We start from the raw sequence: 25966 nt of genomic DNA on the forward strand, positions 1-25966 counted from the left end.
GCCCGCGCCTCCGGTCAGTCGAAGATCACCCCGACCGGCTCGCGCTTCTCCTCCTGGAACCGGTCCTCCGCCCGCCCGAGTGCCCAGTACGCCGACAGTGACAGGTCCGCCTTCTCGAGTCCCCACTCGTCCTGCAGCAGTCGACGGATCGCCTTGACCGCGGTCCGCTCACCGTGCGCGAACACCTGGACCGGCCGGGAGGCACGGGGCAGCTCCCGGGTCGCCGCGAGCAGGAGCGTGCCCGGCTCGGCGCCGGTGGCGTCGCGGTGCAGCCACCGCAGGTCGAGCCCGGCCGGACGGGCGAGCGGCTGCTCGTCGGCGGGACCGGCCACCTCGACCAGGGCGACGCCCGTGGCGGCGGCGGGCAGCGCCTCCAGGGCGGAGCCGATCGCCGGGAGCGCGCTGTCGTCGCCGAGCAGCACGTGGGTGACGGCGGGGTCCGTGGACGGCGCGTAGCCGCCGCCGGGGCCGGAGAGCGCGAGCAGGTCGCCCGGCCGCGCCGTGGCGGCCCAGGGGCCGGCGCGCCCCTCGTCGCCGTGCACCACGAAGTCGACCGCGATGGTGCCTGCCTCGTGGTCGACCGCGCGCACGGTGTAGGTGCGGCGCGCGGGCAGCTCGTGCTTCGGCAGCGTCGCCCGGAGTGCGTCGAGGTCGTACGGCGGCCGCAGGTCGGAGCCGGGTGCGGGGAGCAGCAGCTTCACGTACCGGTCCGTCGACGCGAGCCGCTCCGGGTCGGCGGCGGCGACGAAGTCCGCGAACGCCGGACCGCCGAGGTGCACGCGGACCATGTGCGGCGTGAGCCGCTCGGTGCGCTCGACCACGAAGACGTGCTGCGGGCGCTGGGGCTTGGGGTGCATCGGGGGACTTCCTGTCAGTCGACTGCTTGACGTTCCGAGCACTGAGGTTAGCCTTACCTCATGGGTGCGACCGTGACGACGTTCTCCGAGCTGCTGCGGCGGCGGGCGGGCCGGTCGGACGCGGCCGCATCCGGGGCGGCTGCGTCCGGCGCACAGGGCCTGTTCGCGGGGGAGTGCGACGTCGCGGACTACGCCGACCTGCTCGGCCAGTACGCCCACGTCTACGCCGCCCTCGAACGGGCCGCCGAGCGGATGGCCGACCACCCCGTCGCGGCGCCCTTCGTCACGAACCAGCTCACCCGGCTGCCCGCGATCACCGCGGACCTGGAGTACCTCGTCGGTCCGGACTGGTCGGAGCTGTGCTGCCCGACCGCCGCGACGACCGCGTACGTCCGGCGGCTCAACGAGGTCGCCGCGACCTCGCCGGGCGGGTTCGTGGCGCACCACTACACGCGCTACCTCGGCGACCTCAGCGGGGGTCCGACCCTCGCCGCGCTGCTCGAGGAGCGGTTCGGCTTCGACACGAACGGCGTCCTGTTCACGATCTTCGACCAGGTCGCCGACCCGGCCGCGTTCCAGGAGACCTACCGCGCCGAGCTCGACGCCGCACCGTGGACGGACGCCGAGCGCGACGCCGTCCTGGCCGAGGTCGAGACGGCCGCCGCACTCGACCGCGCCGTGCTCCGGTCGATCGGCCACGGCCTGCCCGCGGCGACCGCCTGAGCCCGACGCGGGGACCGTCCGGACGGTCGTCGTCACGGTCGTGTCCGCGCCGGTACGCTGCTGGGGACCCGGGCCGCGTTCCCGGCGGACGTGAGAGGAACCCATGACGGCGATCGACGGATCGACGCGCCACGGGCGCGCACGGGACGACGTCAGCGGAGCGGTCGACAGCGACCTGCGCGCGGACGTCCGGTACCTCGGCAACCTGCTCGGGCGGGTGCTGCGGGAGACCGGTGGAGACGGACTCCTGCACGACGTGGAGGACCTGCGTGCCGCCGTGATCGGCGCGTACGAGGGGTCCGACACCGACGGTGCCGCCCGGGCCGAACGGATCGTCGCGGGGATGTCGGCGGAGCGTGCCGAGGCCGTGGCCCAGGCCTTCACGACGTACTTCCACCTGACGAACCTCGCCGAGGAGCACCACCGCGTGCGCGTGCTGCGTGCCCGTGGCGACGACGGCGGTGTCGCTGGTGACTCGTTCCCCGCCACCTACGCGTCCCTCGTCGAGCAGGTCGGCGCGGACGAGGCAGCCGCGCGGCTCCGTGACCTCCGCTTCCACCCGGTGCTCACCGCCCACCCCACCGAGGCCCGCCGCCGTGCCGTCACCACGGCCGTCCGGCGCATCACCGACCTGATCGACGAGCGCGACGCGGCCCGCAACGCCACCGCCCGCGCCGAGAACGAGCGCCGGCTGCTCGAGGAGATCACGACGCTCCTCCGCACCTCGCCGCTCCGCACGACCCGGCCGACCCCGCTCGACGAGGTCCGCACGGCGATGAGCGTGTTCGACCAGACGCTGTTCGAGATCGTGCCGCAGGTCTACCGACTGCTCGACGACCGGCTGCTCGGCGAGGACGCCGGCAGCTTGCCCGTCACGGCACCGGCGTTCGTGCGGTTCGGCACCTGGATCGGCGGCGACCGCGACGGCAACCCGCACGTCACCGCCGAGGTCACCAGGCAGGCCGCGGACATCGCCGCCGAGCACATCCTGCTCGGGCTCGCCCGCGCCGCCACCCGCATCGGTGCCGCCCTGACGCTCGACGCCGCCGAGACCCCGGCGGACGCCGGGCTCCAGGCCCTCGTCGCCGCGCAGGAGTCGCTCGACCCCGCCGTCGCCGAGCGCATCGGGGTGCGCGCCCCGAACGAGACCCACCGTCGAGCGCTGCTCTTCGTCGCCGCCCGCATCCGCGCCACGCGCCGTGGGCAGGACGGCATGGCCTACGCCGGACCCGAGGAACTGCTCGCGGACCTGCGCGTCATCCAGGCCTCGCTCGTCGCCGCCGGTGCCGCCCGCACCGCGAACGGCGAACTGCAGAACCTCGTCTGGCAGGTCGAGACCTTCGGGTTCCACCTCGCCGAGCTCGAGGTCCGCCAGCACTCGCAGGTGCACCGCACGGCCCTCGCCGAGATCCGCGCCGGCGGCGAGCTGAGCGAGACCACGGAAGAGGTCCTCGCGGTCTTCCGCACGATCGCCGACCTGCAGCGCCGCTACGGCGTCCGCTCGGCGCACCGCTACATCGTCTCGTTCACGCAGTCCGCCCAGGACCTGGCGAACGTCCACGAGCTCGCGGTCGCGGCCCTCGGATCGGTCGAGGCAGCACCCGTGCTCGACGTCATCCCGCTCTTCGAGACGTTCGCCGACCTGCACGCGAGCGTCGACATCCTCGACGAGGCCGTGCACACCGAGGCGTTCGAGCGCCGGCTCGCCGCGACGGGCAGGAAGCTCGAGGTCATGCTCGGCTACTCCGACTCGTCGAAGGACGTCGGCCCGGTCTCGGCGAACCTCGCGCTGTACGACGCGCAGGCCCGCATCGCCGACTGGGCACGCGACCACGACGTCGAGCTGACGCTGTTCCACGGCCGCGGTGGCTCGCTCGGCCGTGGCGGCGGACCGGCGAACGAAGCCGTCCTCGCCCAGCCGCCGGGGTCGATCGACGGTCGACTCAAGCTCACCGAGCAGGGCGAGGTCATCTTCGCCCAGTACGGCGACCAGGACATCGCCGCGCGGCACCTCGAGCAGATGGCCTCGGCCACGCTGTTCGCGTCGTCGCCCTCGAACGAGGACCGCACCGCCGCCGCGGCGACCCGGTTCGCCGACCTCGCGCAGCAGCTCGACGACGTGTCGCGGACCGCGTTCCACGACCTCGTCAAGGCCGACGGCTTCGCGCCCTGGTTCGCCCGGGTCACCCCGATGGAGGAGATCGGCCTCCTGCCCCTCGGCTCCCGCCCGGCCCGCCGTGGCCTGAGCGTCGAGTCGCTCGAGGACCTCCGCGCCATCCCGTGGGTGTTCTCGTGGACGCAGGCCCGGATCAACCTCGCCGGTTGGTACGGCCTCGGCTCCGCGCTCGAAGCGGTCGGCGACGTCGAGCTGCTCCGGACGGCGTACGCCGAGTGGCCGCTGTTCGGCGCGATGATCAAGAACGTCGAGATGTCGCTCGCGAAGACCGACGAGCAGATCGCCCGACGGTACCTCGAGCTCGCCGACCGTGACGACCTCGCCGCGAAGGTCCTCGACGAGATGCTCCGCACCCGCGACTGGGTGCTCCGGGTCTCGGGCGGGAGCGACGTCCTCGAGGACCGGCCCGTGCTCGCCCGCGCCGTCCGCCTGCGCAGCCCGTACGTCGACGCCCTGTCGCACCTGCAGCTCCGCGCGCTGCGGGCGATCCGCACCTCCGGCAGCACCGACCCGACGGACGCCGACCACCGGCTGCTCCTGCTCACCGTGAACGGCGTGGCCGCCGGCCTGCAGAACACCGGGTGACCCCGCGGGTCGCGATCGCGACCCCCTGACGGACGGGAGGCACGTGGCGGACCCGCCACGTGCCTCCCGTCCGTCGTGGGGTCACCACCCACCCGCCGCGGTCGCACTGTCGAATCGATCCGGGGCGCGTAGCGTTGCGCGGGTGACGACGAAGCGCAGGGGGACCCGACCGACCACCGGAGCGGTGCTGCCGCCGATCGTGCCGCTCGCGCTGATCGTCGGCGTCTCACCGTTCGCGACGGACATGTACATCCCGGCGCTCCCCGCGATCGCCCGCGAGCTCGGGACGACGCCCGGTGTCGTGCAGCTCTCGCTCACCGCGTTCCTCGTCGCGTTCGCGGTGGGGCAGCTCCTGGCCGGACCGGTCAGTGACGGGATCGGACGGCGACCGCTCCTGCTCGTCGGGACGACGGCGTTCGCCCTGGCGTCGGTCGGCTGCGCGGTCGCGCCGGACGTCGGCACGCTCGTCGCTGCCCGGGTCCTGCAGGGCCTCGCCGGGGCCGCGGCGGCGGTGGCCGGACGCGCGATGGTGTCGGACACCACCACCGGGGCCCGCACGGCGAAGGTGTTCGGGACCCTCGCGGCGATCAACGCCCTCGGACCGGTCGTCGCGCCGCTGGCCGGGGGAGCCGTGCTCACCGTCGGGTCGTGGCGGCTCATGTTCGTCGTGCTCGCGGTGCTCGGGGTGGGGTTCGCGGCGGCCGTCGTGCTGCGCTTCGGCGAGACGCTGCCCCCGGCGTCCCGCGGGGGCACCGGCTTCCGCGACAACGGCCGGCGGATCCGGGACCTGCTCGCGATCGGGCGGTTCCGCGCGTACGTCCTGACCGGGGTGCTCTCGACGATCGGGTTCTTCGCCTACATCGCGACGAGCTCGTTCGTCTTCCAGCGGCAGTACGGCTTCTCCGAGCAGCTGTACACCCTCGTGTTCGCGACCAACGCCACGATGATGGTCGTCACGACGCTCGTGTTCCGCCGGGTCGTCGGCCGTGTCTCCGAGGACACCCTGCTGACCGTCGGGCTGCTCGTCGGCACCGTCGGCAGCACGGTCGTGCTCGTCGCGGCGCTCACCGGTGCCGGGCCGGTGCCGGTGTGGTGCGGGCTCGCGGTCGTGACCGGCGCCTGGGGCTTCGTCCTGCCCGCGGCGATGACGCGGACGCAGCACGTCGGTGCGGCGCACCCCGGGACGGCCGCGGCGCTGCAGGGCGGCCTGACGTTCGGTCTCGGCGGGCTCGGGACCCCGCTGGCCGGCGTGCTCGGCGGGACCGCGCTCGCGATGGGCGGGGTGATGGCGGTCCTCATCGCCGCCGCGCTCGTCGTCCAGGTCGTCGCCACCCGGCGAGGCCGGAACACCTGACGGACGGTACCCGGTAGGTTGCAAGCTGCACCCGCAGTGATCAGGAGGGACACCTGCATGGACATCGTCGTACACGAGGCAACGGCGGACACCGCCGTGCTCGAATGCAGCGGCCGGCTCAACATGGTGAGCGCCGGTGCGTTCCGTGAGACGGTGGCCAAGGTGGTCGAGGGCGGGCGTTCGCGTCTGGTCGTCGAGCTGTCCGGCGTCGAGTTCATGGACTCGTCCGGCCTCGGCGCCCTGGTCGGCTGCCTGAAGACCGCGCGGCAGGCCGGGGGTGACCTGCGGCTGGCGGCTCCGTCGGAACAGGTCCAGATGGTGCTGAAGCTCTCGAACATCGACAAGATCCTGCGGACGTACCCGGACGGGGACGCCGCGGTGACGAACTGGGCATGACCCTGGCCATGCGCGGGCACGTCCTCGACCTCGCATGTCCGCCGGACGACGTCACGGCGGTGCACACCTTCCTCGCCGACGTCTGGGCGAGCGAACCCGACGTGTCGGCGGAGGACCGCATGGCGCTCGAGCTCGCGCTCGTGGAGCTCGCCTCGAACGTCGTCGAGCACGGTGCCGCGGGCCGCTCCGTGACCTGCTCCCTGCGGCTCGACGTGGAACCCTCCGAGGTCCGTGTCCACCTGACCGACGACGGGGTCCCCGTGCCGGTCGACCCGGCGAAGGCGCACCTGCCCGAGGGGCTCGCCGAGAGCGGCCGCGGGCTCGCGCTCGTCCAGATGGTCGTCGAGGACCTGCGCTACGAGCGGGTCGGCGACGAGAACCGGTGGACCGCGCGGCGCGACCGGCACTGACGACGGGGTCCTGACTGTCGGATCCCGGACGGCCCCGACCCTCGACCGACTGTCCGGACGGCACCCGGTCATCCGGTTTGCGCACCGGCGGAGCCGCCATGCGCACCCGTCGCCGCCACGCGGGCCGTCGGACGGTGCCGGTGGGACGGTGGATGCGATGAGCATCGACACCCCGATCGACCCGCGCACCCGGTTCGAGACCGCCGGCACCGATCTCGGTGCCGCACTCGACATGTTCGGGCAGGCGTACGAGGGGGCCGGTTTCGTCGGCGGGCACACCGACCGGCCGTTCTCGTACCGCTTCCGGGTCGTGGGCGACGACGTCATGTCCTTCCGCTCGACGGTGTTCGACGCCCGTGCGGCGGGGCAGGCATCGTCCGGGGACGAGTACGTGGTCGTCTGGACGTCGGAGGGTGGGGGCGTCATCGGCTCCGGCCAGGACGAGGTCCGCTACGGCCCCGGGACGCCCGTGGTGTTCCCGACGGACGGCCCCTTCGCCTTCGACCTGCAGGACGTCCGGCAGAGCCTGGTGCACTTCGACAAGCGGTTCCTCGAGGGCGTCGCCTCCGAGGTCCACGGCGGTTCTGCCGGACCGCTCGTCTTCGACCAGGCAGCGCGTCCGCGGCGGGAGGACCTGCAGACCTGGAACGCGCAGGTGCAGCGCGCCGCATCGACGATCCTCGGCAGCGGCCCGGTGTCGCCGATCGCGATGGCCGAGACCGCCCGCGCGACCGCACTCGCCATGCTGCACACGTTCCCGCACCGGCAGCTGGCCCCGCAGGTCCCCGTGCCGCAGGGGGCGACGAGCCGTGTCCGGACGGCGATCGAGTACATGCACGCGTTCGCCCACACCCCGATCTCGACCACGGACGTCGCCGAGCACGTCGGGCTGAGCGTCCGCGGCCTGCAGCAGGCCTTCCAGCGGCAGGTCGGCACGGCGCCGAACGCGATGCTCCGCGGCGTCCGGATGGACCGCGTCCGCGAGGAACTGCTGCGCGGGGCCCCGGGGCAGCTGACGGTCGCCGAGGTCGCCGTGCGCTGGGGCTTCGCGCACCTCGGTCGGTTCTCCGCCGCGTACCACCAGCGCTTCGGTGAGTACCCGCGCGACACACTCCAGCGCTGAGACCCAGGGTCTCGCTACGCTGCCCGGGTGAACGCAGCACCACGGCCGTCGGCCCGGAGCGAGGGCAGCCCGCAGCGGCACCCGTGGGTGATCGTCCCGGGCATCTGGGACTCGGGCCCCGAACACTGGCAGTCGCGATGGCAGGCCGAGCCCGGGGTCGAGGCGGTCCGCACGGCGCCGACGTCGTGGTCGGACCCGGACCCGGCCGACTGGTCGCAGGCACTGTCGCGCGCCGTGGCGTCCACGAGTCGGCCGCCGGTCCTCGTCGCCCACAGCCTCGGCGTGCTCGCGGTCGCCGACTGGCTCGTGACGCACGGCGACCGCGTGGCCGGGGCCTTCCTCGTGGCGCCGCCGGACCCCGACGCACCGTCCTTCCCTGCTGCAGCCGCGGGCTTCCGTGCGCCGACCGCCCGGGTGTCGACGCCGACCGCGCTCGTCGTGAGCGACGACGACCCGTACTGCTCGCTGCACCGTGCGACGGGCTTCGGGGCGGCCATCGGTGCCGAGGTGCTGCGGGTGGGCGCCCGGCAGCACGTGAACGTCGTGAGCGGCGTCGGTCGGTGGGACGAGGGCCGGCGGCTGCTGGCAGCGTTCGAGGAGCGCTGCTGAGCGCTCCGACACGCCGCTCACGTCCGGGCTGGCACACCACGTCCGCAGGCCCGTGAACCGCGACACACCGCGGATGTCCGCCGTTCACGGCCGCGTGATATCTATCCTTCGTCACATGGAGACGCAGCCCGGCGCACGCACCCCCCTCGTGGACCCCTTCGGTCGCGAGGTCGAGGAGTGGCTCCGGGACGCGCCGGCGACGCGCACGCCCTACCTCGCGGACCTCGTGGTGCCGCCGGTCACCGGGCCCGTGCAGCGTCCGGACATCGAGGTCGACACGGCTCCGGCGGACGCGGAGGCGACCCAGCCCGACCCGATCGACGAGGAGCCGGTCGACGAGGCGCCGGCCACCGTCGCCGCCGAGGCTGCCGTCGCACCCGAGGCCACCTCCTTCCGCCGCCGCGACCGTGCCCGCCACGTCGCCGCCTGCGCGCCGTCGTTCCCCGAGCCGCCGGAGCGTCTCGCCCTGCGCATCGAGGACCTGGCCGTCGAGCTCTCCGCAGCCACCGGACGCACCACGCTCGAGCGCATCGTGCTGCTCGAGGACGAGATCCGCCGCCGTGACGAGGACCTCGCCCGCCTCGCCGCGTGGGAGGCCACCGTCGCCCACCTGGACGACGCCGAGGTCGAGGCCGCCCGTGCCTTCGCGCACACCGTCTTCGCCGACCTGCTCGCCGACGCCGCTGCCGAGGCAGACCGCCGTGACCGCGCCGCCGCCCGTCGCGCCGCGACCGGCTCCCTGCCGACCCCCGTCCGCCCGGCACCCGCACGCACGGTGCCGGCGGTCCCCGGAGTGACGCAGTCGGTCGCAGCGGCAGCCGAGCCGGTGCGCCCGGTGCTGTCCCTGCCCGTGGTCAGCCCGGTGTCCGCGAACACCCGCCCGACCCCGCTCGTCCAGCCCGCTACCGGTCCGACCGTGATCGACCGCGCCGCCTTCGCCGCCGCCCTCTCGGCGCACGCCGGCGTGACGGCGAGCACACCCGTCGTCCTGCCCGAGGCGGTCATGCTGCCGGCCGCACCGGAATCGTCCGACGCCACGGACGAGGAGCCGGCGTCCGACGCCCGCCCCGGCTGGTGGTCGCGGTTCGTCGCTCGGCTCCTCGGGCTGTTCGGCCGCCGATGACCCAGGTGCCGGTCCCGGCCCGGGTCCCGGCGTTCGGCCGCCAGCGCGCTCGGTAGACTGTCGGGATGCCGACGCTCCGCGAACTCCAGGCCGCGATCGAGGACCTGTGGCCCGCCGCGGGGGCGGAGTCCTGGGACAGCGTCGGACTCGTCTCCGGCCGCGCCGACCAGCCGATCGAGCACGTGCACCTCGCCGTCGACGCCGTCCCCGCGACCGCGCACGAGGCGGTCGAGGCCGGCGCCGACCTGCTCCTCACCCACCACCCCCTGCTCCTGCGCGGCGTGACGACCATCGACGAGTCGACCGTCAAGGGGAACGTCCTCGCGACCCTCGTCCGCGGCGGCACGGCCCTGCTCGCGGCACACACCAACGCCGACGTCGTGACGACCGGCACCTCGGCGGTGCTCGCCGACCGACTCGGACTGGTCGACCAGCGTCCGCTCGAACCCGGTGCCGACCCCGCGACGGGCCTCGGCCGCGTCGGGACCCTGCCCGCGCCGACGACCCTCGGTGCGCTCGCGCGCGCCCTCGTCGACCTGCTCCCGCCGACCGCCACCGGCGTCCGGGTCTCCGGTGACTTCGACCGGCCGGTGCGCACCGTCGCGCTCTGCGCCGGCGCGGGGGACTCGCTGCTCGGCAACCCCGCCGTCCGGGCCGCCGACGTCTACGTCACGAGCGACCTCCGGCACCACCCCGCGTCCGAGTTCCGCGAGCAGGCACTGCTCGGCGACGGTCCGGCCCTGGTCGACACCTCGCACTGGGCCACCGAGTGGCTCTGGCTCGACGTCGCCGCCGAACAGCTCCGGCGCGCCGCCGGGGTCCGCGTCACCGTCAGCGAGCTCCGCACCGACCCGTGGGACTTCGCCGTCCTGCCCGCGGCCGAGCCGGTCGCGCCCACCACCCCCGCCCCCGAAGGAGACCGACCGTGAAGGCAGCACCCGAGGACCAGGTCGTCCTCCTCGACCTCCAGCGCCTGGACAACGACGTCACGCGCCTGACGCACCGCATCACCGCCCTGCAGAAGGGTGACCGGCTGACCGAGCTCGGCACCACCGCCGCCGGACTCCGCGCCGAGCTCGCCGCCGCGACCGGCCGGGTCGAGGACGCCGAGCGCGACCTCGCCCGGCTCGAGTCGGACACCGCGACCGCGCAGGCCCGCATCACGCGCGACACCACCATGCTGCAGAACGTCTCGAACGCGAAGGACGCCGCCGGCCTGCAGAGCGAGTTGGAGTCGCTGCAGCGCCGCATCGGCGACCTCGAGACGGCCGAGCTCGAGGTGATGGAGCAGCTCGACGTGCACCGCGCCCGGGTCGGCGACATCGAGGCACAGCTCGCCGACGTCGAGGCCTCGCGCTCCACCCTGGTCGCTGAGCGCGACACCGAGATCGCCCGCGTCGAGGCCGACCGCGACGCCGCGGTGCAGAGCCGTGCCGCGGTCGCTGCGAAGGTCCCCGCCGACCTGCTCGCCCTGTACGACCGGCAGCGGGCACGCTACGGCTTCGGCGCCTCCCTGCTCCAGGGCGGCGTGTCCACGGCGTCCGGCGTGACGCTCACCAACTCGGACCTGCAGACCATCCGTCAGGCCGCGCCCGACGACGTCGTGCTCTGCCCGGACAGCGACGCGATCCTGGTGCGGACCGCCGAGTCGGGACTGTAGCCAGCGCGACCACGCGACGGACGGGAGGCACGGTGCCAGCGGGCACCGTGCCTCCCGTCCGTCATGTGCGCGCATGCGCACGTCCTGTGTGGTCTGTGTGCGAACGGTGGTCTGTGTGCGAACGGGCCGGCCGTACGCCGGGTTCTGTCCCTCCTCGCGGAGGTGACGGCCATCTCTCTCGGACCGACGTTGCCGTCGGCCTCCAGCGGTCCACCCGAGGACTCAGCGAGCAGCCTCGTCGTCCTCTGTCTGACCTTGCTCCGGGCGAGGTTTACCGAGCGGATCCGGTCACCCGGACCCCTGGTGGTCTCTTACACCACCGTTTCACCCTTACCGACGTCGCCGCCGGCGGTCTGCTTTCTGTGGCACTGTCTCGCGGATTGCTCCGGGTGGGTGTTACCCACCGCCCTGCTCTGTGGAGCCCGGACGTTCCTCGGCACTCCCGGGGGAGTGACGCGACCGTCTCACCGACCCGTTCGCCCTCCGAGTCTACCGGCCGTGCGCGCCGGTCCCTGCGCCGGGCCGCCGAGCGTGCCACTTCTGTCGCGCTCGACGCCCGTCCCCGACCGGTACCGCCCGTTCGGCGCACCGCGCGCGGCGTGTCCTGCGCGTTCGGCGCGCGACCCGCGTCCGCGCTCAGCGCTGCTGCGACCGCGCGGCCAGGGTCGCAGCGCCGATGATGCCCGCGTTGTTGCGCAGGGTCGCGGGGATGATCCCGGCCTGCAGGTCGAGCAGGGGCAGGAACTCCTCGTGGTGCTTCGACACCCCGCCGCCGACGACGAAGAGCTCGGGGGAGAGCAGCGCCTCGAGCGTCGAGTAGTACTTCTGCAGCCGCTTCGCCCAGTGCTTCCAGCTCAGCTCGTCCCGCTCCTTCGCCGCGAACGAGGCCCGCGACTCGGCGTCGTGCCCGTCGATCTCCAGGTGCCCGAGCTCGGAGTTGACGATGAGCACGCCGTCGTTGATGAGTGCCGTGCCGATCCCGGTGCCGAGGGTCGTGACGACCACCAGGCCCTCCTTGCCCTTCGCGGCACCGAACTGCTGCTCGGCGAACCCGGCGGCGTCGGCGTCGTTGACGAAGTGGATGGAGCGGCCGAGCTCCTTCTCGAAGAGGGCCTCGGCCTCGAACCCGATCCACTTCTTCGACACGTTCGCGGCCGACATGGTCTTGCCGTCGCGGACGATCGCCGGGAAGCAGACCCCCACGGGCACGTCCGCACCCGGGGCGAGCTCGTCGAGGATCGACTTGGCCACGGCGACGATGTCGTGGGGCTTGCCGCCCTCGGGAGTCGCCTTCTTGATCCGGTCGGTCTGGAGTTCACCGGTCGTCACGTCGACGATCGCGCCCTTGATGCCCGTACCGCCGATGTCGACGCCGACTGCGAGAGAGGTCATGGGGATGGTGCCTTTCAGGAGACGGTGAGGAGTTCCGCGCCGCGCTCGGTGACGACGAGGGTGTGTTCGAACTGGGCGGTCCAGGACTTGTCGCGCGTCGACACGGTCCAGTCGTCCGACCAGATGTCCGCGTCGATCCCGCCGAGCGTGAGCATCGGTTCGATCGTGAAGACCATGCCCGGCTCGATGACCGTGTCGTAGTGGGGCGCGTCGTAGTGCGGGATGATCAGGCCGGAGTGGAACGCGCGTCCGACCCCGTGGCCCGTGTAGTCGCGGACGACCCCGTAGCCGAAGCGCTTCGCGTAGGCCTCGATGGCCCGCCCGATCACGTTCACCCGGCGCCCGGGGGCGACGGCCTTGATGCCGCGTTCGAGCGCGGTCCGCGTGCGGTCGACGAGGTCGCGGACCTCCTGCGACCCCTCGCCGACGATGAACGTGCGGTTCGTGTCGCCGTGCATGCCGTCCTTGTAGGCGGTGACGTCGATGTTGACGAGGTCGCCCTCCTGCAGCACGGTGTCGTCCGGGATGCCGTGGCAGATGACCTCGTTGAGGCTCGAGCAGAGCGACTTCGGGTACCCGCGGTACCCGAGCGTCGACGGGTACGCACCGTGCGAGACGACGTACTCGTGGCCGATCCGGTCGAGTTCGTCGGTGGTGATGCCGGGGCGGATCGCTGCACCGACGGCGTCGATCGCCTGCGAGGCGATCCGCCCGGCGACCCGGATGCGCTCGACCTCGTCCGGGGTGTACGTGTCGCCGAGGCCGTGCTCGTGCGGCTCGGCCCTTCCGACGTACTCGGGGCGCTCGATCTCCCGGGGCACCGCCCGCTGCGGGGAGATCCGGCCGGGGGTCAGGTGTCCGTGTGCGTCCCGGGGCATGCCGACCACTCTATCCGCGCGTGGCGCGCCCCCGTCGCCCCCGTCGCGCCCGTCGCGCCTGCCGCGCGACCGGGTGAGACTCGCGCTGGGGGACGGGACTCGCGCTCCAGGAGGCGAGTCCCGTCCGCCAGCGCGCGTCTCGGGGCGCGCACCCGAGCGCGCGGGCCCACCCGACCGGCGTGGTCGGGAAGCGACCGCCTGGAGGCTCGGTGCCGGCCCGCCGGACCGGCACCGGGCCTCCAGGCGGTCGCCGTGGGTGCGGGGCGCGGCGGTGCCGCTCCGATCTGCCGGAGCGGCACCGACCTCACGGGCGCAGCGACACCTCACGTCGCGCAGACGGCGTGAGGTGTCGCTCAGCCCGAAACCTCCCAGGCCGTGCGCAGCCGCGCCGCGCGGCCGCGCAGCCGCGCGCCGCCGCGCCCGGCCCACCCGGGCCGCGCGTGGGTACGGTGGCGCCATGAGCGACGAACGCATCGAGTCCCAGTGGTGGTTCAACGAGAAGACGCACGCCGTCGAGCAGGGCCCGCAGTCCCCGCAGCGCGACCGCATCGGCCCGTTCGAGACGCGCGAGGAGGCGCAACACGCCCTCGACCGCATCAAGGCGAACAACGAGCGTTGGGACGACGAAGACCAATAGGCTGAGCATCCCAACTGCTCCACGGAAAGGGCGTCAATGGACAAGCAGACGGACTTCGTGCTCCGCACCATCGAGGAGCGCGGCATCAAGTTCATCCGACTCTGGTTCACGGACGTCATCGGGACGCTGAAGTCGGTGGCGATCGCCCCGGCCGAGGTCGAGGGCGCCTTCGCCGAGGGCATCGGGTTCGACGGCTCCGCGATCGAGGGCCTGACCCGCTCGTACGAGGCCGACGTGCTCGCGCACCCGGACCCCTCGACGTTCCAGATCCTGCCGTGGCGCGGGGAGATCGACCCGACCGCGCGGATGTTCTGCGACATCACGACGCCCGACGGGCAGCCCGCCGTCGCCGACCCCCGCAACGTGCTCAAGCGCACGCTGGCGAAGGCGAGCGACCGCGGCTTCACGTTCTACACGCACCCCGAGATCGAGTTCTACCTGCTCAAGAGCCGCGACTGGAAGGACGGCGGCCCGCAGCCCGTCGACCGCGCCGGCTACTTCGACAACGTCCCCGGCGGCAGCGCGCACGACTTCCGTCGCCGGTCCGTCCGGATGCTCGAGGACCTCGGCATCTCGGTCGAGTTCAGCCACCACGAGGCCGGCCCCGGACAGAACGAGATCGACCTCCGGTACGCCGACGCCCTGACGATGGCGGACAACATCATGACGTTCCGCACCGTCGTGAAGGAGGTGGCGATCGAGCAGGGCGTCTACGCGACGTTCATGCCGAAGCCGATCTCCGGGCAGCCCGGCTCCGGCATGCACACGCACGTGTCGCTGTTCGAGGGCGACCAGAACGCGTTCTACGAAGCGGGCGGCGAGTACCAGCTCTCGCAGACCGCGAAGCACTTCATCGCGGGCGTCCTCCGCCACGCGCCGGAGATCACCGCGGTCACGAACCAGTTCGTGAACTCGTACAAGCGCCTCTGGGGCGGCGACGAGGCCCCCTCGTTCGTCACCTGGGGCCACAACAACCGGTCGGCGCTGCTCCGCGTGCCGCTCTACAAGCCGAACAAGGGCCAGTCCGCCCGGGTCGAGTACCGCGGCATCGACTCCGCCGCGAACCCGTACCTGGCGTACTCGCTGCTCCTCGCGGCCGGGCTCAAGGGCATCGACGAGGGCTACGAACTCCCGCCGGAGGCCGAGGACAACGTCTGGAGCCTGTCCGACGCCGAGCGCCGCGCCCTGGGCTACAAGCAGCTCCCGGCGAGCCTCGACCACGCCCTCGGCCTCATGGAGGACTCCGAGCTCGTGGCGGAGACGCTCGGCGAGCAGGTCTTCAACTACGTCCTGCTCAACAAGCGCCAGGAGTGGAAGGCGTACCGCGACCAGGTCACGCCCTTCGAGCTCGACACCAACCTCGGCGCGCTCTAGCAGCCCGATCCGGAGCACCACATGACCGGTCGGACGAGGACGTCCCGTTCCGAGATGGCCCGGTTGGGCTTCGCGGAGCTGTCGGAGAGCCTGGAACGGATCGCCGGCCTGGAGGCACGGTTCGGCCCCGACGTGCGGGTGCCGGTCAGCGACGCCCCGGCCCTGTGGGAGTCGACGGCCGACCCGGACGGCGCGCTGCGCGCGCTCGAGCGGCTGCTCGAGCGTGCCCCGGACCAGGTCCGGCCGGTCCTGGCCGACGAGGCCGCGACCGAGCGCCTGGTCCGGCTCCTCGGTGCCTCGGTCGGCCTGGGGGAGTTCCTGCTCCGTCGTCCGGCCGAGACCGCGCTGCTGCTCGACCCGGTGACGGCGCCGTGGACGCAGGAGGCGTACGAGGCGTCCCTCGCCGAGGCCGTCGACGGCACGATCGGGGAGGACGCCCGACTCCGGCTGCGCGTCCGGTACCGCCGACACCTGGCCCAGATCGCGCTCTTCGACGTGCTGCACCCTGCACCGACCGAGGCGTTCCCGGCGGTCGCGGCGGGACTCGCGGACCTGGCCGGTGCCGCACTGCATACGGCGGTCGACGTCGCCCGGCGCGAGGTCCCGTTCCCCGCGGCCGACGTCGCCGCGACCCCGCTCGCCGTCATCGCGATGGGCAAGGCCGGTGCGCGCGAGCTCAACTACGTCAGCGACGTCGACGTCATCTTCGTCACCGAACCCACGCGCGACGACGACGCGGACACCGGCGTCGGGACAGACCGCGCTGTGCTCATCGCGACTCGGCTGGCGATCGCGGCGACGCACGCGATCACCGACCTCGCGGCCGAGCCGGCCCTGTGGGAGGTCGACGCCAACCTGCGCCCGGAGGGCAAGGACGGCGCGCTCGTCCGGACGCTCGACTCGCACGTGGCGTACTACGAGCGCTGGGCGAAGGGGTGGGAGTTCCAGGCGCTCCTCAAGGCCCGGCCGATCGCGGGCAGCCGGGACCTCGGTGCGCGGTACGCCGCCGCCGTCGCCCCGTTCGTCTGGAGCTCGGCCGGCCGACCGGGGTTCGTCGAGTCCGTGCAGCGGATGCGTGAGCGGGTCACCGAGCACATCCCGGACGCCGAGGTCGACCGGCAGCTGAAGCTCGGGCCCGGCGGCCTGCGCGACGTCGAGTTCACCGTGCAGCTGCTGCAGCTCGTGCACGGGCGGGACGACGAGAGCGTGCGGGTGCGCTCGACGCTCGAGGCGATGGACGCCCTGACGGCCTCCGGGTACGTCGGTCGTCCCGAGGCCGCGCGCTTCGGTCCCGACTACGCCCTGCTGCGGCTCCTCGAGCACCGCATCCAGCTCCGGCGGCTCCAGCGCACGCACCTCATGCCGAGCGACGAGGAGGAGTTGCGTGTCCTCGCCCGGTCGACGGGCCTCGCGACCTCGGCCGCCGCGCTCGAGCAGCGCTGGCGCGGCGTCAAGCTCGAGGTGCGCGGGCTGCACGAGCGGTTGTTCTACCGACCGCTGCTGTCCGCCGTGGCCGCGACCGACGGCGAGATCGTGCTGACGAGCGACCAGGCGGCCGACCGGCTCGGGGCGATCGGGTTCGCGGACCCCGCCGGCGCGCTCGGGCACATCCGCGCGCTCACCCAGGGCACGAGCCGGCGCGCCACGATCCAGCGCAACCTGCTCCCGGTGCTCCTCCGTTGGATGGCCGAGGGTCCGGCACCGGACCGGGCGCTGCTGGCCTTCCGCCGGCTCAGCGACACCCTGGGGGAGTCGAGCTGGTTCCTCCGGATGCTCCGGGACTCGTCCGGCGCCGCACACTCCCTGACGACCGTGCTGTCCGAGTCGGCGTTCCTCGCCGGGCTGCTCGAACGCTTCCCGGAGGCCGTGGCCTGGCTCGACGAACCCGAGGCGCTCCTGCGCCCGCGGCCGCTCGAGTCGCTGCTCGCCGAGGTCACCGCGACGACCGCCCGGCACGGGGACGACGTGGACGGTGCCGCGGCGCTCGTCCGCTCGGCCCGCCGCCGTGAGACCCTGCGCCTCGGCATGGCCGCCGTGCTCGGGCACCTCGACGTCGACGCCCTCGGACCCGCGCTGACCGACGTCACCGAGGCCACGCTCGCCGGCGCCCTGACCCTGGCGCGCCGGGACGCCCCCGACGGGCTCGAGTTCGGGATCATCGCGATGGGTCGCTTCGGCGGCCGGGAGCTCGGCTTCGGCTCGGACGCCGACGTGCTCTACGTCCACCGGGCACCCGAGTCGCTGCCGAGCGAGCAGGCATCACGCGCGGCGCAGGCGATCGTGCGCGAGGTCGCACGACTCACCGACGACGCGATCCACCCGTTCGACCTGGACATCGACCTGCGCCCGGAGGGCAAGAACGGGCCGGTCGTCCGGACGCTCGACTCGTACGGCGCGTACTACGCCCGCTGGTCGCTCACGTGGGAGGCCCAGGCGCTCCTCCGCGCCCGGGGATCCGTGGGGGACACGGCGCTCCTCCGCGACTTCGAGCACCTCGCGGACCGCACCCGCTACCCGCAGCACATCGACGAGCGCGAGGTCCGCGAGGTCCGCCGCATCAAGGCCCGCGTGGAGTCGGAGCGGCTGCCCCGGGGCGCGGACCCGGCCCGCCACCTCAAGCTCGGACGCGGGTCGCTCAGTGACGTCGAGTGGTTCGTGCAGCTCCTCCAGCTGCAGCACGCGACCGACGTCCCGGGGCTCCGGACGACCTCGACGCTCGAGGCCCTGGCCGCCGCGACGGACGCCGGGTTCATCGGGCCGGAGGACGCCGAGCGCCTCGGGGCCGCCTGGCGCTTCGCGTCGCGGACCCGCAGCGCGCTGGTGCTCTGGTCGGGGAAGACGACCGACGTGCTGCCCGTCGACCGGGTGCAGCTCGAGGGAGTCGCGCGGCTCATGGAGTACCCGCCGGGTTCGGCGTCGCAGCTCGAGGACGACTACCTCGGGGTCACCCGGCGGGCCCGCCAGGTCTTCGAGCGCGAGTTCTACGGCGCCTGACACGGCGTCGCACGGACCGCGACACGCCCGGGACGACACGTTTCGGCGCAAGGTGACGTGTCGTCGAAAGTGAATTCGCGATGTCGCGCGACGTCCCCCGTCGGTGCCCGCGGTGTACCCCGTCAGCTCCCGCAGGGGGGATCGTGACCGCACCGTGACCAGGGTCGTCCGGACCGTGTCGGGGAACGTTCCCGCGGATACCCCCGAACAGGGGTGACCGCCTGCTGACCGGGGGTTCTTCGTCGAGGTGCACCGTGCCTCCCGGTCGTCTGGCGACCACGTCGTGACGTGCCGCCCGCGTGGACCGGTCCACCCTGTCGCTGTCAGCAGCAGTGCGGACACGGGTGCGACCTCAAGAGGAGGACATTCATGTACCCCGTAACCTGCCGGAAATGCCCCCGGACGGGGGACGCGTTGCGAGGACGTCCAGGTTCTGTCTCAATGAGGTCACCCGAACCGGCCCAAGGTTCCTCGATGGAGCGGAATCCCCACCTCGAACGTTGAAGCAGGGATCGATGTTCACCTTCATTCTGCAGATCCGGCAGATGGTCGAAGGGCATCCCGAGTTCTACCTGTTCGCCGTGTACTCCGCGGTGATCTGGTTGCTCTGGTTGCTCAAGGTCGTCCTGTCCGCCCGCTACCGCCCCTACACCGGCACCTTCACCGGCACGACCAGCGTGGTCGTCCCCGTGGTGGACGAGCCGATCGACCTGTTCCGTGACGTGATCGGCCGCATGGTCGAGCAGCGCCCCGGCGAGATCATCGTCGTGATCAACGGCGCCCGGAACGCCGCGCTCGAGGCGGTCTGCGACGAGTTCGCCCCACTCGTCCGCTGGACCCACACGCCCATCCCGGGCAAGCGCAACGCGGTCAAGGTCGGCACCGAGATGTCCACCGGCGACATCACCGTGCTCGTCGACTCCGACACCGTCTGGACCGACGGCACGCTCGAGGAGCTCCTCAAGCCCTTCGCCGACGACTCGGTCGGTGGCGTGACCACCCGCCAGCGCATCCTCGAACCGACGCGCTCGTGGATCACCCGCTGGGCGGACTGGCTCGAGAACTCCCGCGCGCTGTACTCGATGCCCGCGCAGAGCGTCCTCGGTCAGATCGGCTGCCTGCCCGGACGGACGATCGCGTTCCGCCGGAGCATCCTCGTCCGGGTCATGGACCGGTTCATGCACGAGAAGTTCATGGGGGTGTTCCTCGAGGTGTCCGACGACCGGACGCTGACGAACCTGACGCTCAAGGAGGGCTTCCGGACCGTCTACCAGTACACGTCGCTCGTGTACACGGACGCCCCACTGCAGGTGAAGAAGCTCTTCAAGCAGCAGCTCCGCTGGGCCCGCGGCTCGCAGTACAACACGCTGCGGATGCTGCCGTGGATGCTCGGGCACGCGCCGATCCTGGCGGTCTTCTTCCTGACCGACATCATCCTGCCGTTCATGCTGTTCGGCGTCATCGCCGGCTGGATCTACCGCGGGCTGACCGGGCAGGGCGAGAACCTGTACCAGGGCATCCTGCAGCAGTACGGCTTCTCGACGGGCTTCCTCTACGTCGCCGGCCTGATGGTCGTGTCGAGCGTGCTGAGCATGGCGATCCGGCAGATGCGCCACCTCGCCGAGAAGCCGAGCGACTTCTTCCGCCTGCCGATGTTCATCATCGTGTCGACGTTCTTCCTCATGCCGATCCGGCTCATCGGCTTCTTCCGCCTGGCGCACGCGTCCGGCTGGGGGACCCGGGCCGGTGCCTACGCCGGCGGGCCGATGGAGGAGGACCCGGCGCAGCCCCAGGGCGCACTCGGTTCCGCCCCGGTGAGCCCCGTGGACGCAGCCCTGCCGGCGGCCGTCGACCCCGACCAGGCCGCGGCCGACCGGGCCTTCGACGAGATCTTCGGCACGGAGACGGCATCAGGTGCCACGGCATCCGGGACACTCCCGGGCACCGCCACCGGGTCGACCGCGACCGTCCTGACCACCAGGCGCGCGGCCGCCGCCGCTCCGGCCGGTGCCGCGTCGTCCGCCGCCCGACCCACCCCGACGAAGACCCGTCGCTACAACCCCTACGCGGCGATCCCGTACTGCATCGGGTTCGCGATCTTCGCCCTGGAGGCGTTCCTCATTGTCTGACCTCATCCGATCCACCAGCACGTGGTGGGCCCAGTCCAGCAAGCACGCCCGCCGCACCGCGATCGGGACGACCGCGATCGTCCTCGTCCTCGGTCTCATCACCTGGACCGTGTGGGTGTCGCCCTCCGGCCCGGTCTCCACCGCCGTCAGCGAGGCGCTCGGTGTCACGCCGCCCGCCGCGAAGAAGGTCTCCGCGACCGAGCTGCAGACGAAGCTCACGGCAGCCCAGAAGCAGGTGTGGGCGCTCCAGGGCAAGCTCGACTCGTCCAGCGCCCAGGCCGGCTCCCGCGCCGAGGAGATCGCGAAGCTCAAGCAGCAGATCGCCTCGCTGCAGTCCGACCTCGGTGCTGCGAAGAGCGCCGCTGCCGGGTCCGCCGCGGCAGCGGCTCAGGCTGCGGCTGCGGGGAAGAAGGGCGGCTCCGGCTCCGGCTCCGGGACCGGCGGCTCCGGCTCCGGTTCTGACGGCGCGCACGGTGGGAACGCCGCCGCGCCGAACACCGGTCCCTCGAAGGACCCGGTGACGACCGAGCCGATCAGCACCCCGTCCAAGGCGCAGGTCCTCGCGCAGCAGTCCCGGTGGTACGGGCTGTACACGACGCAGGCGCCGTTCAACTGGTCCGAGTACGACCGCGTCTCGCAGGAGGTCGGCAAGGCCACGAACATGGTCGGGTTCTTCCAGGGCTTCGACCAGGACTTCAACCAGACCGCGGTCCAGCGCTCGTGGGCGAACGGCCGCCTGCCGATGATGACGTGGGAGACCGTCCCCGCGAAGACCGGCAACGACCAGGCCTTCGTGCCGGGCTACACGAACCAGGACGTCGTCTCCGGCAAGTTCGACGCCTACCTGACGAAGTACGCCCAGGACCTCAAGGCGAACGGGATGCCGCTCGTCATCCGGCTCGACCACGAGATGAACGGCTCCTGGTACAACTGGTCCGAGGGGACGAAGCAACAGAACGCCGCCGGCTCCTACGTCGCGATGTGGCAGCACGTCTGGAACGTCTTCCAGGCGAACGGGGCGAACGACTACGTCATCTGGAACTGGTCGCCCTCGCGCATCGACAAGCTCGGCAACCCGAAGTACCAGACGCTCGACTACATGCGGCAGTACTACCCGGGCGCGCAGTACGTCGACTGGGTCGGGATGTCCGGCTACTACCGCACCGCCACCGAACAGCCGACGTTCCAGACGACCTTCGGTGCCACGCTCGCGCAGATCCGGAAGATCGCCCCGGGCAAGGGCATCGTCCTCAACGAGATCGGCGCGACCGAGACCGGCGGCACCGTGACCGACAGTCAGAAGTCCCAGTGGATCACCTCGCTGTTCGACGCGCTGGCGGACCCCGCGAACCGGGACATCATCGGCTTCGCGTACTTCAGCCAGGTCGCCACGACCATCGTCGACGGCACCAGGACCACCAACGACTGGCGCCTCGACTCCCGCGCCGACAGCCTCGCGACGTTCGTCAAGGGCATCGCACGCAACGACATCGACTACGACCTGCAGGAGGTCTCGAAGTGACCGCTCCGAAGAAGGCAAGCACCCCGTCCGCCGACACCCGTCCCGCACCGGTGATCAGCGTCATCGGCACCGGGTACCTCGGCGCCACCCACGCGGCGGCCATGGCCGAGATGGGCTTCGAGACCATCGGCGTGGACGTCGACCCCGCGAAGCTCGCGGCACTGTCCGCCGGCGAGGTCCCGTTCTACGAGCCCGGCCTGCCCGAGCTCATCACGAAGCACGTCGCCACCGGCAAGCTCCGCTTCACCGCCTCGATCGCCGAGGCCGTCGCTGCCGCCGACGTCCACTTCGTCTGCGTCGGCACCCCGCAGAAGGCCGGTTCGCACGCCGCCAACCTGTCCTACGTCGAGAGCGCCACCCGCGGCGTCGCCGAGCACCTCACCCACCCGGGGCTCATCGTCGGCAAGTCGACCGTCCCGGTCGGCACCGCCGAGCGTCTGCGCGGCATCGTCCGCGAGTTCACACCCAGCGGGATCGACGCCGAGCTCATCTGGAACCCCGAGTTCCTCCGCGAGGGCAAGGCCGTCGACGACACCCTGCACCCGGACCGCCTGGTCTGGGGTGGTGCCTCCGCCGCGGCCGACGCCGTGATCCGCGAGGTGTACGCCGCACCGATCGCCGAGGGTACCCCGGTCATCACGACCGACCTCGCGACCGCCGAGCTCGTGAAGGTCAGCGCCAACGCGTTCCTCGCGACGAAGATCTCGTTCATCAACGCGATCTCCGAGATGTGCGCCATCACCGGCGCCGACGTGACGACGCTCGCGGACGCCCTCGGCCACGACGCCCGCATCGGCCGGAAGTTCCTGAACGCCGGGCTCGGCTTCGGTGGCGGCTGCCTGCCGAAGGACATCCGCGCGCTCATGCACCGCGCGAACGAGCTCGGTGCCGGCCGGGTCGTCGGCCTCATGCAGCAGGTCGACGAGATCAACATGGGCCAGCGCGAGCGGGTCATCGACATGACGATCGACTCCCTCGGCGGGTCCGTCCTCAACCGTCGCGTGGCGGTCATCGGCGCGGCGTTCAAGCCCCTCACCGACGACGTCCGCGACTCGCCGGCACTCAACGTGGCGGCCGCCCTGCACCTGCGGGGCGCCCAGGTCACGCTCTGGGACCCGGAGGCGAACGAGACCGCCCGCCGCTCCTTCCCGACCCTGACGTACGCCGGGTCGAAGGAGGCCGCGGTCGAGGGTGCCGACGTCGTCCTCGTCCTGACGGAGTGGGACGACATCACCGGCGCCGACCCGGTCGCCCTCGGCGCGCTCGTCGGCCGTCGCGCGGTCATCGACGCCCGCAACTGCCTCCCGGTCGCCGACTGGGTCCAGGCGGGGTGGTCCGTCCGTTCCCTGGGACGTCCCACGCCGGTCACGGGTGCACCCGTGAGCCCCGCGGCGGGTGCCGCCGACGTGCTGGCGACGGCGCGCTAGGCGTCCACCGCCCCGAGACGGGGCCCGTGCCGGGCCGGCGCGGGCCCCGTCTTCGTGCGCGCTGGCGTGCGCGCGGCGCGCGCGGCGCGCGGGGTGCGCGCGGTGCCGTCCCGCGCGTCGGGTGCCGTTCCGCGCGTGGGAGGCCGATCCGCGCAAGGTGGGTCGTTCCTCCCGGCCTGCAATGCGCGATTCGGCATCCCATAACGGGTGCTGTGGGCAGGAACGCACATGGCGACCGGCCTGGAGGCGCGGCGTGCGTCCGCCAGGCCGCCCCGCGCCTCCAGGCTGGGTCGCCTCCGTGTACCACCTGCCGGACGGTAAGCGCCGGCACACAGAAGGGCCCCGCACCGAGTCTCGGTGCGGGGCCCTTGGACCTGCGGATCAGACGCCGAAGTACAGCTCGTACTCGAACGGGTGCGGACGCTGCGCGAGCGGGAGGATCTCGTTCTCGCGCTTGTAGTCGATCCACGTCTGGATGAGGTCCTCGGTGAAGACGTTGCCCTTCGTGAGGAACTCGTGGTCCGCCTCGAGCGCCTCGAGCGCCTCGTCGAGGGAGCCCGGCACCTGCGGGATGCCCTTGGCCTCCTCCGGGGGGAGCTCGTAGAGGTCCTTGTCGACCGGCTCGTGCGGCTCGATGCGGTTCTGGATGCCGTCGAGGCCCGCCATCAGCTGCGCGGCGAAGGCGAGGTACGGGTTGCCCGAGGCGTCCGGCGCGCGGAACTCGATGCGCTTGGCCTTCGGGTTCGTGCCCGTGATCGGGATGCGGATCGCGGCGGAGCGGTTGCCGGCCGAGTAGACCAGGTTGACCGGGGCCTCGAAGCCCTTCACCAGGCGGTGGTACGAGTTGATCGAGGGGTTGGTGAACGCGAGCAGCGCCGGGGCGTGCTTGAGGATGCCACCGATGTACCAGCGTGCGAGGTCGGAGAGGCCGCCGTAGCCGTTCTCGTCGTAGAACAGCGGCTTGCCGTCGTTCCAGAGCGACTGGTGGGTGTGCATGCCCGAACCGTTGTCGCCGAAGAGCGGCTTCGGCATGAACGTGGCGACCTTGCCCCACTGGTCGGCCGTGTTCTTGACGATGTACTTGAACTTCAGGATGTCGTCCGCGGCGTGGACCATCGTGTCGAACTTGTAGTTGATCTCCTGCTGGCCGCCGGTGCCCACCTCGTGGTGCGAGCGCTCGAGCTCGAAGCCCGCCTCGATCAGCTTGAGCGTGATGTCGTCGCGCAGGTCAGCGGTCTTGTCGACCGGGGAGACCGGGAAGTAGCCGCCCTTGTACGGGGTCTTGTTGGCGAGGTTGCCGCCCTCTTCCTCGCGGCCGGTGTTCCAGGCGCCCTCCTCGGAGTCGACCGAGTAGAACGACTTGTTCTGGGTGACCGAGTAGCGGACGTCGTCGAAGATGTAGAACTCGGCCTCGGGGGCGAAGAACGCGGTGTCCGCGATGCCGGTCGAGGCGAGGTACTTCTCGGCCTTCTTGGCGACCTGGCGCGGGTCACGGCCGTAGATCTCGCCGTTCCGCGGGTTGTAGATGTCGAAGATCATGATCAGCGTGCGCTCGGCGCGGAACTGGTCGATGTACGCCGTCGTCACGTCCGGGATGAGCTGCATGTCCGACTCGTGGATCGATGCGAAGCCGCGGATCGACGAACCATCGAAGAGCTGGCCGACGGAGAAGAAGTCCTCGTCGACCGTCGACGCCGGGATGTTGAAGTGCTGCTGGACACCGGGCAGGTCCGTGAACCGGATGTCGAGGAACTTGACGTCCGTGTCCTTGATGAAGGCGAGCACCTCGGAGGAATCGCTGAACATGTGTGTCGATCTCCTGGGGGTATGGGGGATGTCTTCGAGTGCCACCGGGTGCACCCTCCGACGAGGCTATTGACACCGAGTTTCCCGGACATGACTGCATTGTTTCGCGCGTGTTACGTCCCGGGGGTCGCCTACGCTGGAGGCATGGCTCCCAGCACCACTCCGCCCTCCGCCGCCGCCCCGAACGCCGGTGGCGCGCACCCGGACGGGTGGCCCGGGAAGGACCTCGGTCTGCCGGAGGAGGGGCCGCGGAGCGTCGGTCGCATCGGCCGACGCATCGTCGCGCTGCTCATCGACGGTGTGCTCGCGGACCTCGTGGCGTTCGTGACCGGTGTCTGGTCGCCGGTCGCAGGGTCCGGGGACATCACGCACACCTGGATCCAGCTCGCCATCTTCGCGGTCCTGCAGGTGCTGTTCATCTGCACGTTCTCGGGGTCGTTCGGGCACCTGTGCGTCGGGCTGCGGGTCGTGCCGATCCGCGGCGGGTACGTGGGTGTGTGGCGCCCGGTGGTCCGGACGCTGCTGCTGTGCATCGTGGTGCCGGCGCTCATCATCGACCGGGACAGCCGGGGTGCGCACGACCGCATCGCGGGGACGGTGCTCGTCCGGCGCTGACACGCGGCAGGCGCGGTTCCGGCACGGGCGCGGCTCCGGGACGGGCACGGTTCCGAAGCGACGATGGAGCAGAAGACGTCGCATTCCCCGGCCCGACCCGACGGTTGCTGCTCCATCGACGGCGCACCCGAGGCCTGGGCCGGTGCACATGACGGAGCCGGCCGGGCCCGCGCCGC

The 25966-nt window shown here is 72.2% G+C and carries 21 protein-coding genes and 1 other RNA gene; 17 read left to right on the top strand and 5 right to left on the bottom strand.

What is annotated here, in order from left to right; genetic code table 11:
* Positions 1–14 precede the first annotated feature (14 nt).
* Complete coding sequence (locus FB462_RS08350; RefSeq protein WP_141861321.1) at positions 15–857, bottom strand: siderophore-interacting protein; 843 nt, start codon at positions 855–857, stop codon at positions 15–17.
* A gap of 60 nt (positions 858–917) precedes the next feature.
* On the opposite strand from FB462_RS08350, the gene FB462_RS08355 reads away from it, so the two are divergent.
* The 10 genes from FB462_RS08355 to FB462_RS08400 all read left to right on the top strand — a co-directional run bounded on the left by FB462_RS08355 (position 918) and on the right by FB462_RS08400 (position 11016).
* Complete coding sequence (locus tag FB462_RS08355; RefSeq protein ID WP_114850905.1) at positions 918–1580, top strand: biliverdin-producing heme oxygenase; 663 nt, start codon at positions 918–920, stop codon at positions 1578–1580.
* A 103-nt stretch (positions 1581–1683) separates the two neighbouring features.
* Positions 1684–4341 (top strand): phosphoenolpyruvate carboxylase, encoded by a 2658-nt coding sequence (locus FB462_RS08360; RefSeq protein ID WP_141861323.1) that lies wholly within the window; start codon positions 1684–1686, stop codon positions 4339–4341.
* 142 nt (positions 4342–4483) lie between these two features.
* On the top strand, positions 4484–5695 hold the full coding sequence (locus tag FB462_RS08365) for a multidrug effflux MFS transporter (RefSeq protein WP_229666717.1): 1212 nt from the start codon (positions 4484–4486) through the stop codon (positions 5693–5695).
* A gap of 57 nt (positions 5696–5752) precedes the next feature.
* Positions 5753–6091, top strand: coding sequence for an STAS domain-containing protein (locus FB462_RS08370; RefSeq protein ID WP_114850903.1), 339 nt, complete (start codon positions 5753–5755; stop codon positions 6089–6091).
* Positions 6088–6501, top strand: coding sequence for an ATP-binding protein (locus tag FB462_RS08375; protein ID WP_229666715.1), 414 nt, complete (start codon positions 6088–6090; stop codon positions 6499–6501). Before FB462_RS08370 ends, FB462_RS08375 begins: the two co-directional genes overlap by 4 nt.
* A 157-nt stretch (positions 6502–6658) precedes the next feature.
* Positions 6659–7624, top strand: coding sequence for a helix-turn-helix transcriptional regulator (locus FB462_RS08380; RefSeq protein ID WP_141861326.1), 966 nt, complete (start codon positions 6659–6661; stop codon positions 7622–7624).
* A 27-nt stretch (positions 7625–7651) separates the two neighbouring features.
* Positions 7652–8233: an RBBP9/YdeN family alpha/beta hydrolase gene (locus FB462_RS08385; protein ID WP_208738904.1), complete on the top strand. Its 582-nt coding sequence runs from the start codon at positions 7652–7654 to the stop codon at positions 8231–8233.
* A gap of 115 nt (positions 8234–8348) precedes the next feature.
* Positions 8349–9356 carry a hypothetical protein gene (locus FB462_RS08390; RefSeq protein WP_141861328.1) on the top strand — a complete coding sequence of 336 codons (1008 nt, stop codon included), beginning with the start codon at positions 8349–8351 and terminating at the stop codon, positions 9354–9356.
* A 65-nt stretch (positions 9357–9421) separates the two neighbouring features.
* The gene (locus FB462_RS08395) at positions 9422–10285 is read left to right on the top strand and encodes a Nif3-like dinuclear metal center hexameric protein (RefSeq protein ID WP_058741332.1); all 864 of its coding nucleotides are present in this window, start codon (positions 9422–9424) and stop codon (positions 10283–10285) included.
* On the top strand, positions 10282–11016 hold the full coding sequence (locus FB462_RS08400; RefSeq protein WP_058741331.1) for a zinc ribbon domain-containing protein: 735 nt from the start codon (positions 10282–10284) through the stop codon (positions 11014–11016). Before FB462_RS08395 ends, FB462_RS08400 begins: the two co-directional genes overlap by 4 nt.
* Before the next feature lie 118 nt (positions 11017–11134).
* Here the strand turns inward: FB462_RS08400 and rnpB are convergent.
* The 3 genes from rnpB to map all read right to left on the bottom strand — a co-directional run bounded on the left by rnpB (position 11135) and on the right by map (position 13286).
* Positions 11135–11491, bottom strand: an RNA gene (gene rnpB, locus FB462_RS08405) — RNase P RNA component class A.
* Between the two features lie 161 nt (positions 11492–11652).
* Positions 11653–12408 (bottom strand): polyphosphate--glucose phosphotransferase, encoded by a 756-nt coding sequence (gene ppgK / locus FB462_RS08410; protein WP_058741330.1) that lies wholly within the window; start codon positions 12406–12408, stop codon positions 11653–11655.
* A gap of 14 nt (positions 12409–12422) precedes the next feature.
* Positions 12423–13286, bottom strand: coding sequence for a type I methionyl aminopeptidase (gene map, locus FB462_RS08415; RefSeq protein WP_114850996.1), 864 nt, complete (start codon positions 13284–13286; stop codon positions 12423–12425).
* A gap of 457 nt (positions 13287–13743) precedes the next feature.
* Here map and FB462_RS08420 point away from each other — a divergent pair, with 457 nt between their 5' ends.
* The 6 genes from FB462_RS08420 (at position 13744) to FB462_RS08445 (ending at position 23369) form a co-directional block, all read left to right on the top strand.
* A complete protein-coding gene (locus tag FB462_RS08420; protein WP_058741329.1) occupies positions 13744–13923 on the top strand; it encodes an SPOR domain-containing protein in 180 nt (59 codons plus the stop codon).
* A gap of 36 nt (positions 13924–13959) precedes the next feature.
* A complete protein-coding gene (locus tag FB462_RS08425) occupies positions 13960–15297 on the top strand; it encodes a glutamine synthetase family protein (RefSeq protein WP_058741328.1) in 1338 nt (445 codons plus the stop codon).
* 21 nt (positions 15298–15318) lie between these two features.
* Positions 15319–18291, top strand: a complete 2973-nt coding sequence (locus FB462_RS08430; protein ID WP_141861330.1) for a bifunctional [glutamine synthetase] adenylyltransferase/[glutamine synthetase]-adenylyl-L-tyrosine phosphorylase — start codon at positions 15319–15321, stop codon at positions 18289–18291.
* Positions 18292–18806: 515 nt separating this feature from the next.
* Complete coding sequence (locus FB462_RS08435) at positions 18807–20420, top strand: glycosyltransferase family 2 protein (RefSeq protein ID WP_141861332.1); 1614 nt, start codon at positions 18807–18809, stop codon at positions 20418–20420.
* The gene (locus FB462_RS08440) at positions 20413–21942 is read left to right on the top strand and encodes a glycoside hydrolase family 26 protein (RefSeq protein WP_167510053.1); all 1530 of its coding nucleotides are present in this window, start codon (positions 20413–20415) and stop codon (positions 21940–21942) included. Before FB462_RS08435 ends, FB462_RS08440 begins: the two co-directional genes overlap by 8 nt.
* Complete coding sequence (locus tag FB462_RS08445; RefSeq protein ID WP_058741324.1) at positions 21939–23369, top strand: UDP-glucose dehydrogenase family protein; 1431 nt, start codon at positions 21939–21941, stop codon at positions 23367–23369. Before FB462_RS08440 ends, FB462_RS08445 begins: the two co-directional genes overlap by 4 nt.
* 381 nt (positions 23370–23750) lie before the next feature.
* On the opposite strand, the gene glnA is transcribed toward FB462_RS08445, so the two are convergent.
* The gene (glnA, locus tag FB462_RS08450; protein WP_058741323.1) at positions 23751–25175 is read right to left on the bottom strand and encodes a type I glutamate--ammonia ligase; all 1425 of its coding nucleotides are present in this window, start codon (positions 25173–25175) and stop codon (positions 23751–23753) included.
* 144 nt (positions 25176–25319) lie between these two features.
* Between glnA and FB462_RS08455 the strand changes: the two genes are divergently transcribed.
* The gene (locus tag FB462_RS08455; RefSeq protein WP_114850892.1) at positions 25320–25790 is read left to right on the top strand and encodes an RDD family protein; all 471 of its coding nucleotides are present in this window, start codon (positions 25320–25322) and stop codon (positions 25788–25790) included.
* Positions 25791–25966 lie beyond the last annotated feature (176 nt).

This window comes from Curtobacterium citreum (assembly GCF_006715175.1).
Classification (GTDB): domain Bacteria; phylum Actinomycetota; class Actinomycetes; order Actinomycetales; family Microbacteriaceae; genus Curtobacterium; species Curtobacterium citreum.

Excerpts from the sequence above, each read along its gene's own strand:
- FB462_RS08425 (WP_058741328.1), top strand. The coding sequence starts at position 13,960 with ATGGACAAGCAGACGGACTTCGTGCTCCGCACCATCGAGGAGCGCGGC.
- FB462_RS08355 (WP_114850905.1), top strand. The coding sequence starts at position 918 with ATGGGTGCGACCGTGACGACGTTCTCCGAGCTGCTGCGGCGGCGGGCG.
- FB462_RS08420 (WP_058741329.1), top strand. The coding sequence starts at position 13,744 with ATGAGCGACGAACGCATCGAGTCCCAGTGGTGGTTCAACGAGAAGACG.
- glnA (WP_058741323.1), bottom strand. The coding sequence starts at position 25,175 with ATGTTCAGCGATTCCTCCGAGGTGCTCGCCTTCATCAAGGACACGGAC.
- FB462_RS08350 (WP_141861321.1), bottom strand. The coding sequence starts at position 857 with ATGCACCCCAAGCCCCAGCGCCCGCAGCACGTCTTCGTGGTCGAGCGC.
- FB462_RS08375 (WP_229666715.1), top strand. The coding sequence starts at position 6,088 with ATGACCCTGGCCATGCGCGGGCACGTCCTCGACCTCGCATGTCCGCCG.
- ppgK (WP_058741330.1), bottom strand. The coding sequence starts at position 12,408 with ATGACCTCTCTCGCAGTCGGCGTCGACATCGGCGGTACGGGCATCAAG.
- FB462_RS08395 (WP_058741332.1), top strand. The coding sequence starts at position 9,422 with ATGCCGACGCTCCGCGAACTCCAGGCCGCGATCGAGGACCTGTGGCCC.
- FB462_RS08430 (WP_141861330.1), top strand. The coding sequence starts at position 15,319 with ATGACCGGTCGGACGAGGACGTCCCGTTCCGAGATGGCCCGGTTGGGC.
- FB462_RS08455 (WP_114850892.1), top strand. The coding sequence starts at position 25,320 with ATGGCTCCCAGCACCACTCCGCCCTCCGCCGCCGCCCCGAACGCCGGT.
- FB462_RS08380 (WP_141861326.1), top strand. The coding sequence starts at position 6,659 with ATGAGCATCGACACCCCGATCGACCCGCGCACCCGGTTCGAGACCGCC.
- map (WP_114850996.1), bottom strand. The coding sequence starts at position 13,286 with ATGCCCCGGGACGCACACGGACACCTGACCCCCGGCCGGATCTCCCCG.
- FB462_RS08360 (WP_141861323.1), top strand. The coding sequence starts at position 1,684 with ATGACGGCGATCGACGGATCGACGCGCCACGGGCGCGCACGGGACGAC.
- FB462_RS08435 (WP_141861332.1), top strand. The coding sequence starts at position 18,807 with ATGTTCACCTTCATTCTGCAGATCCGGCAGATGGTCGAAGGGCATCCC.
- FB462_RS08390 (WP_141861328.1), top strand. The coding sequence starts at position 8,349 with ATGGAGACGCAGCCCGGCGCACGCACCCCCCTCGTGGACCCCTTCGGT.
- FB462_RS08370 (WP_114850903.1), top strand. The coding sequence starts at position 5,753 with ATGGACATCGTCGTACACGAGGCAACGGCGGACACCGCCGTGCTCGAA.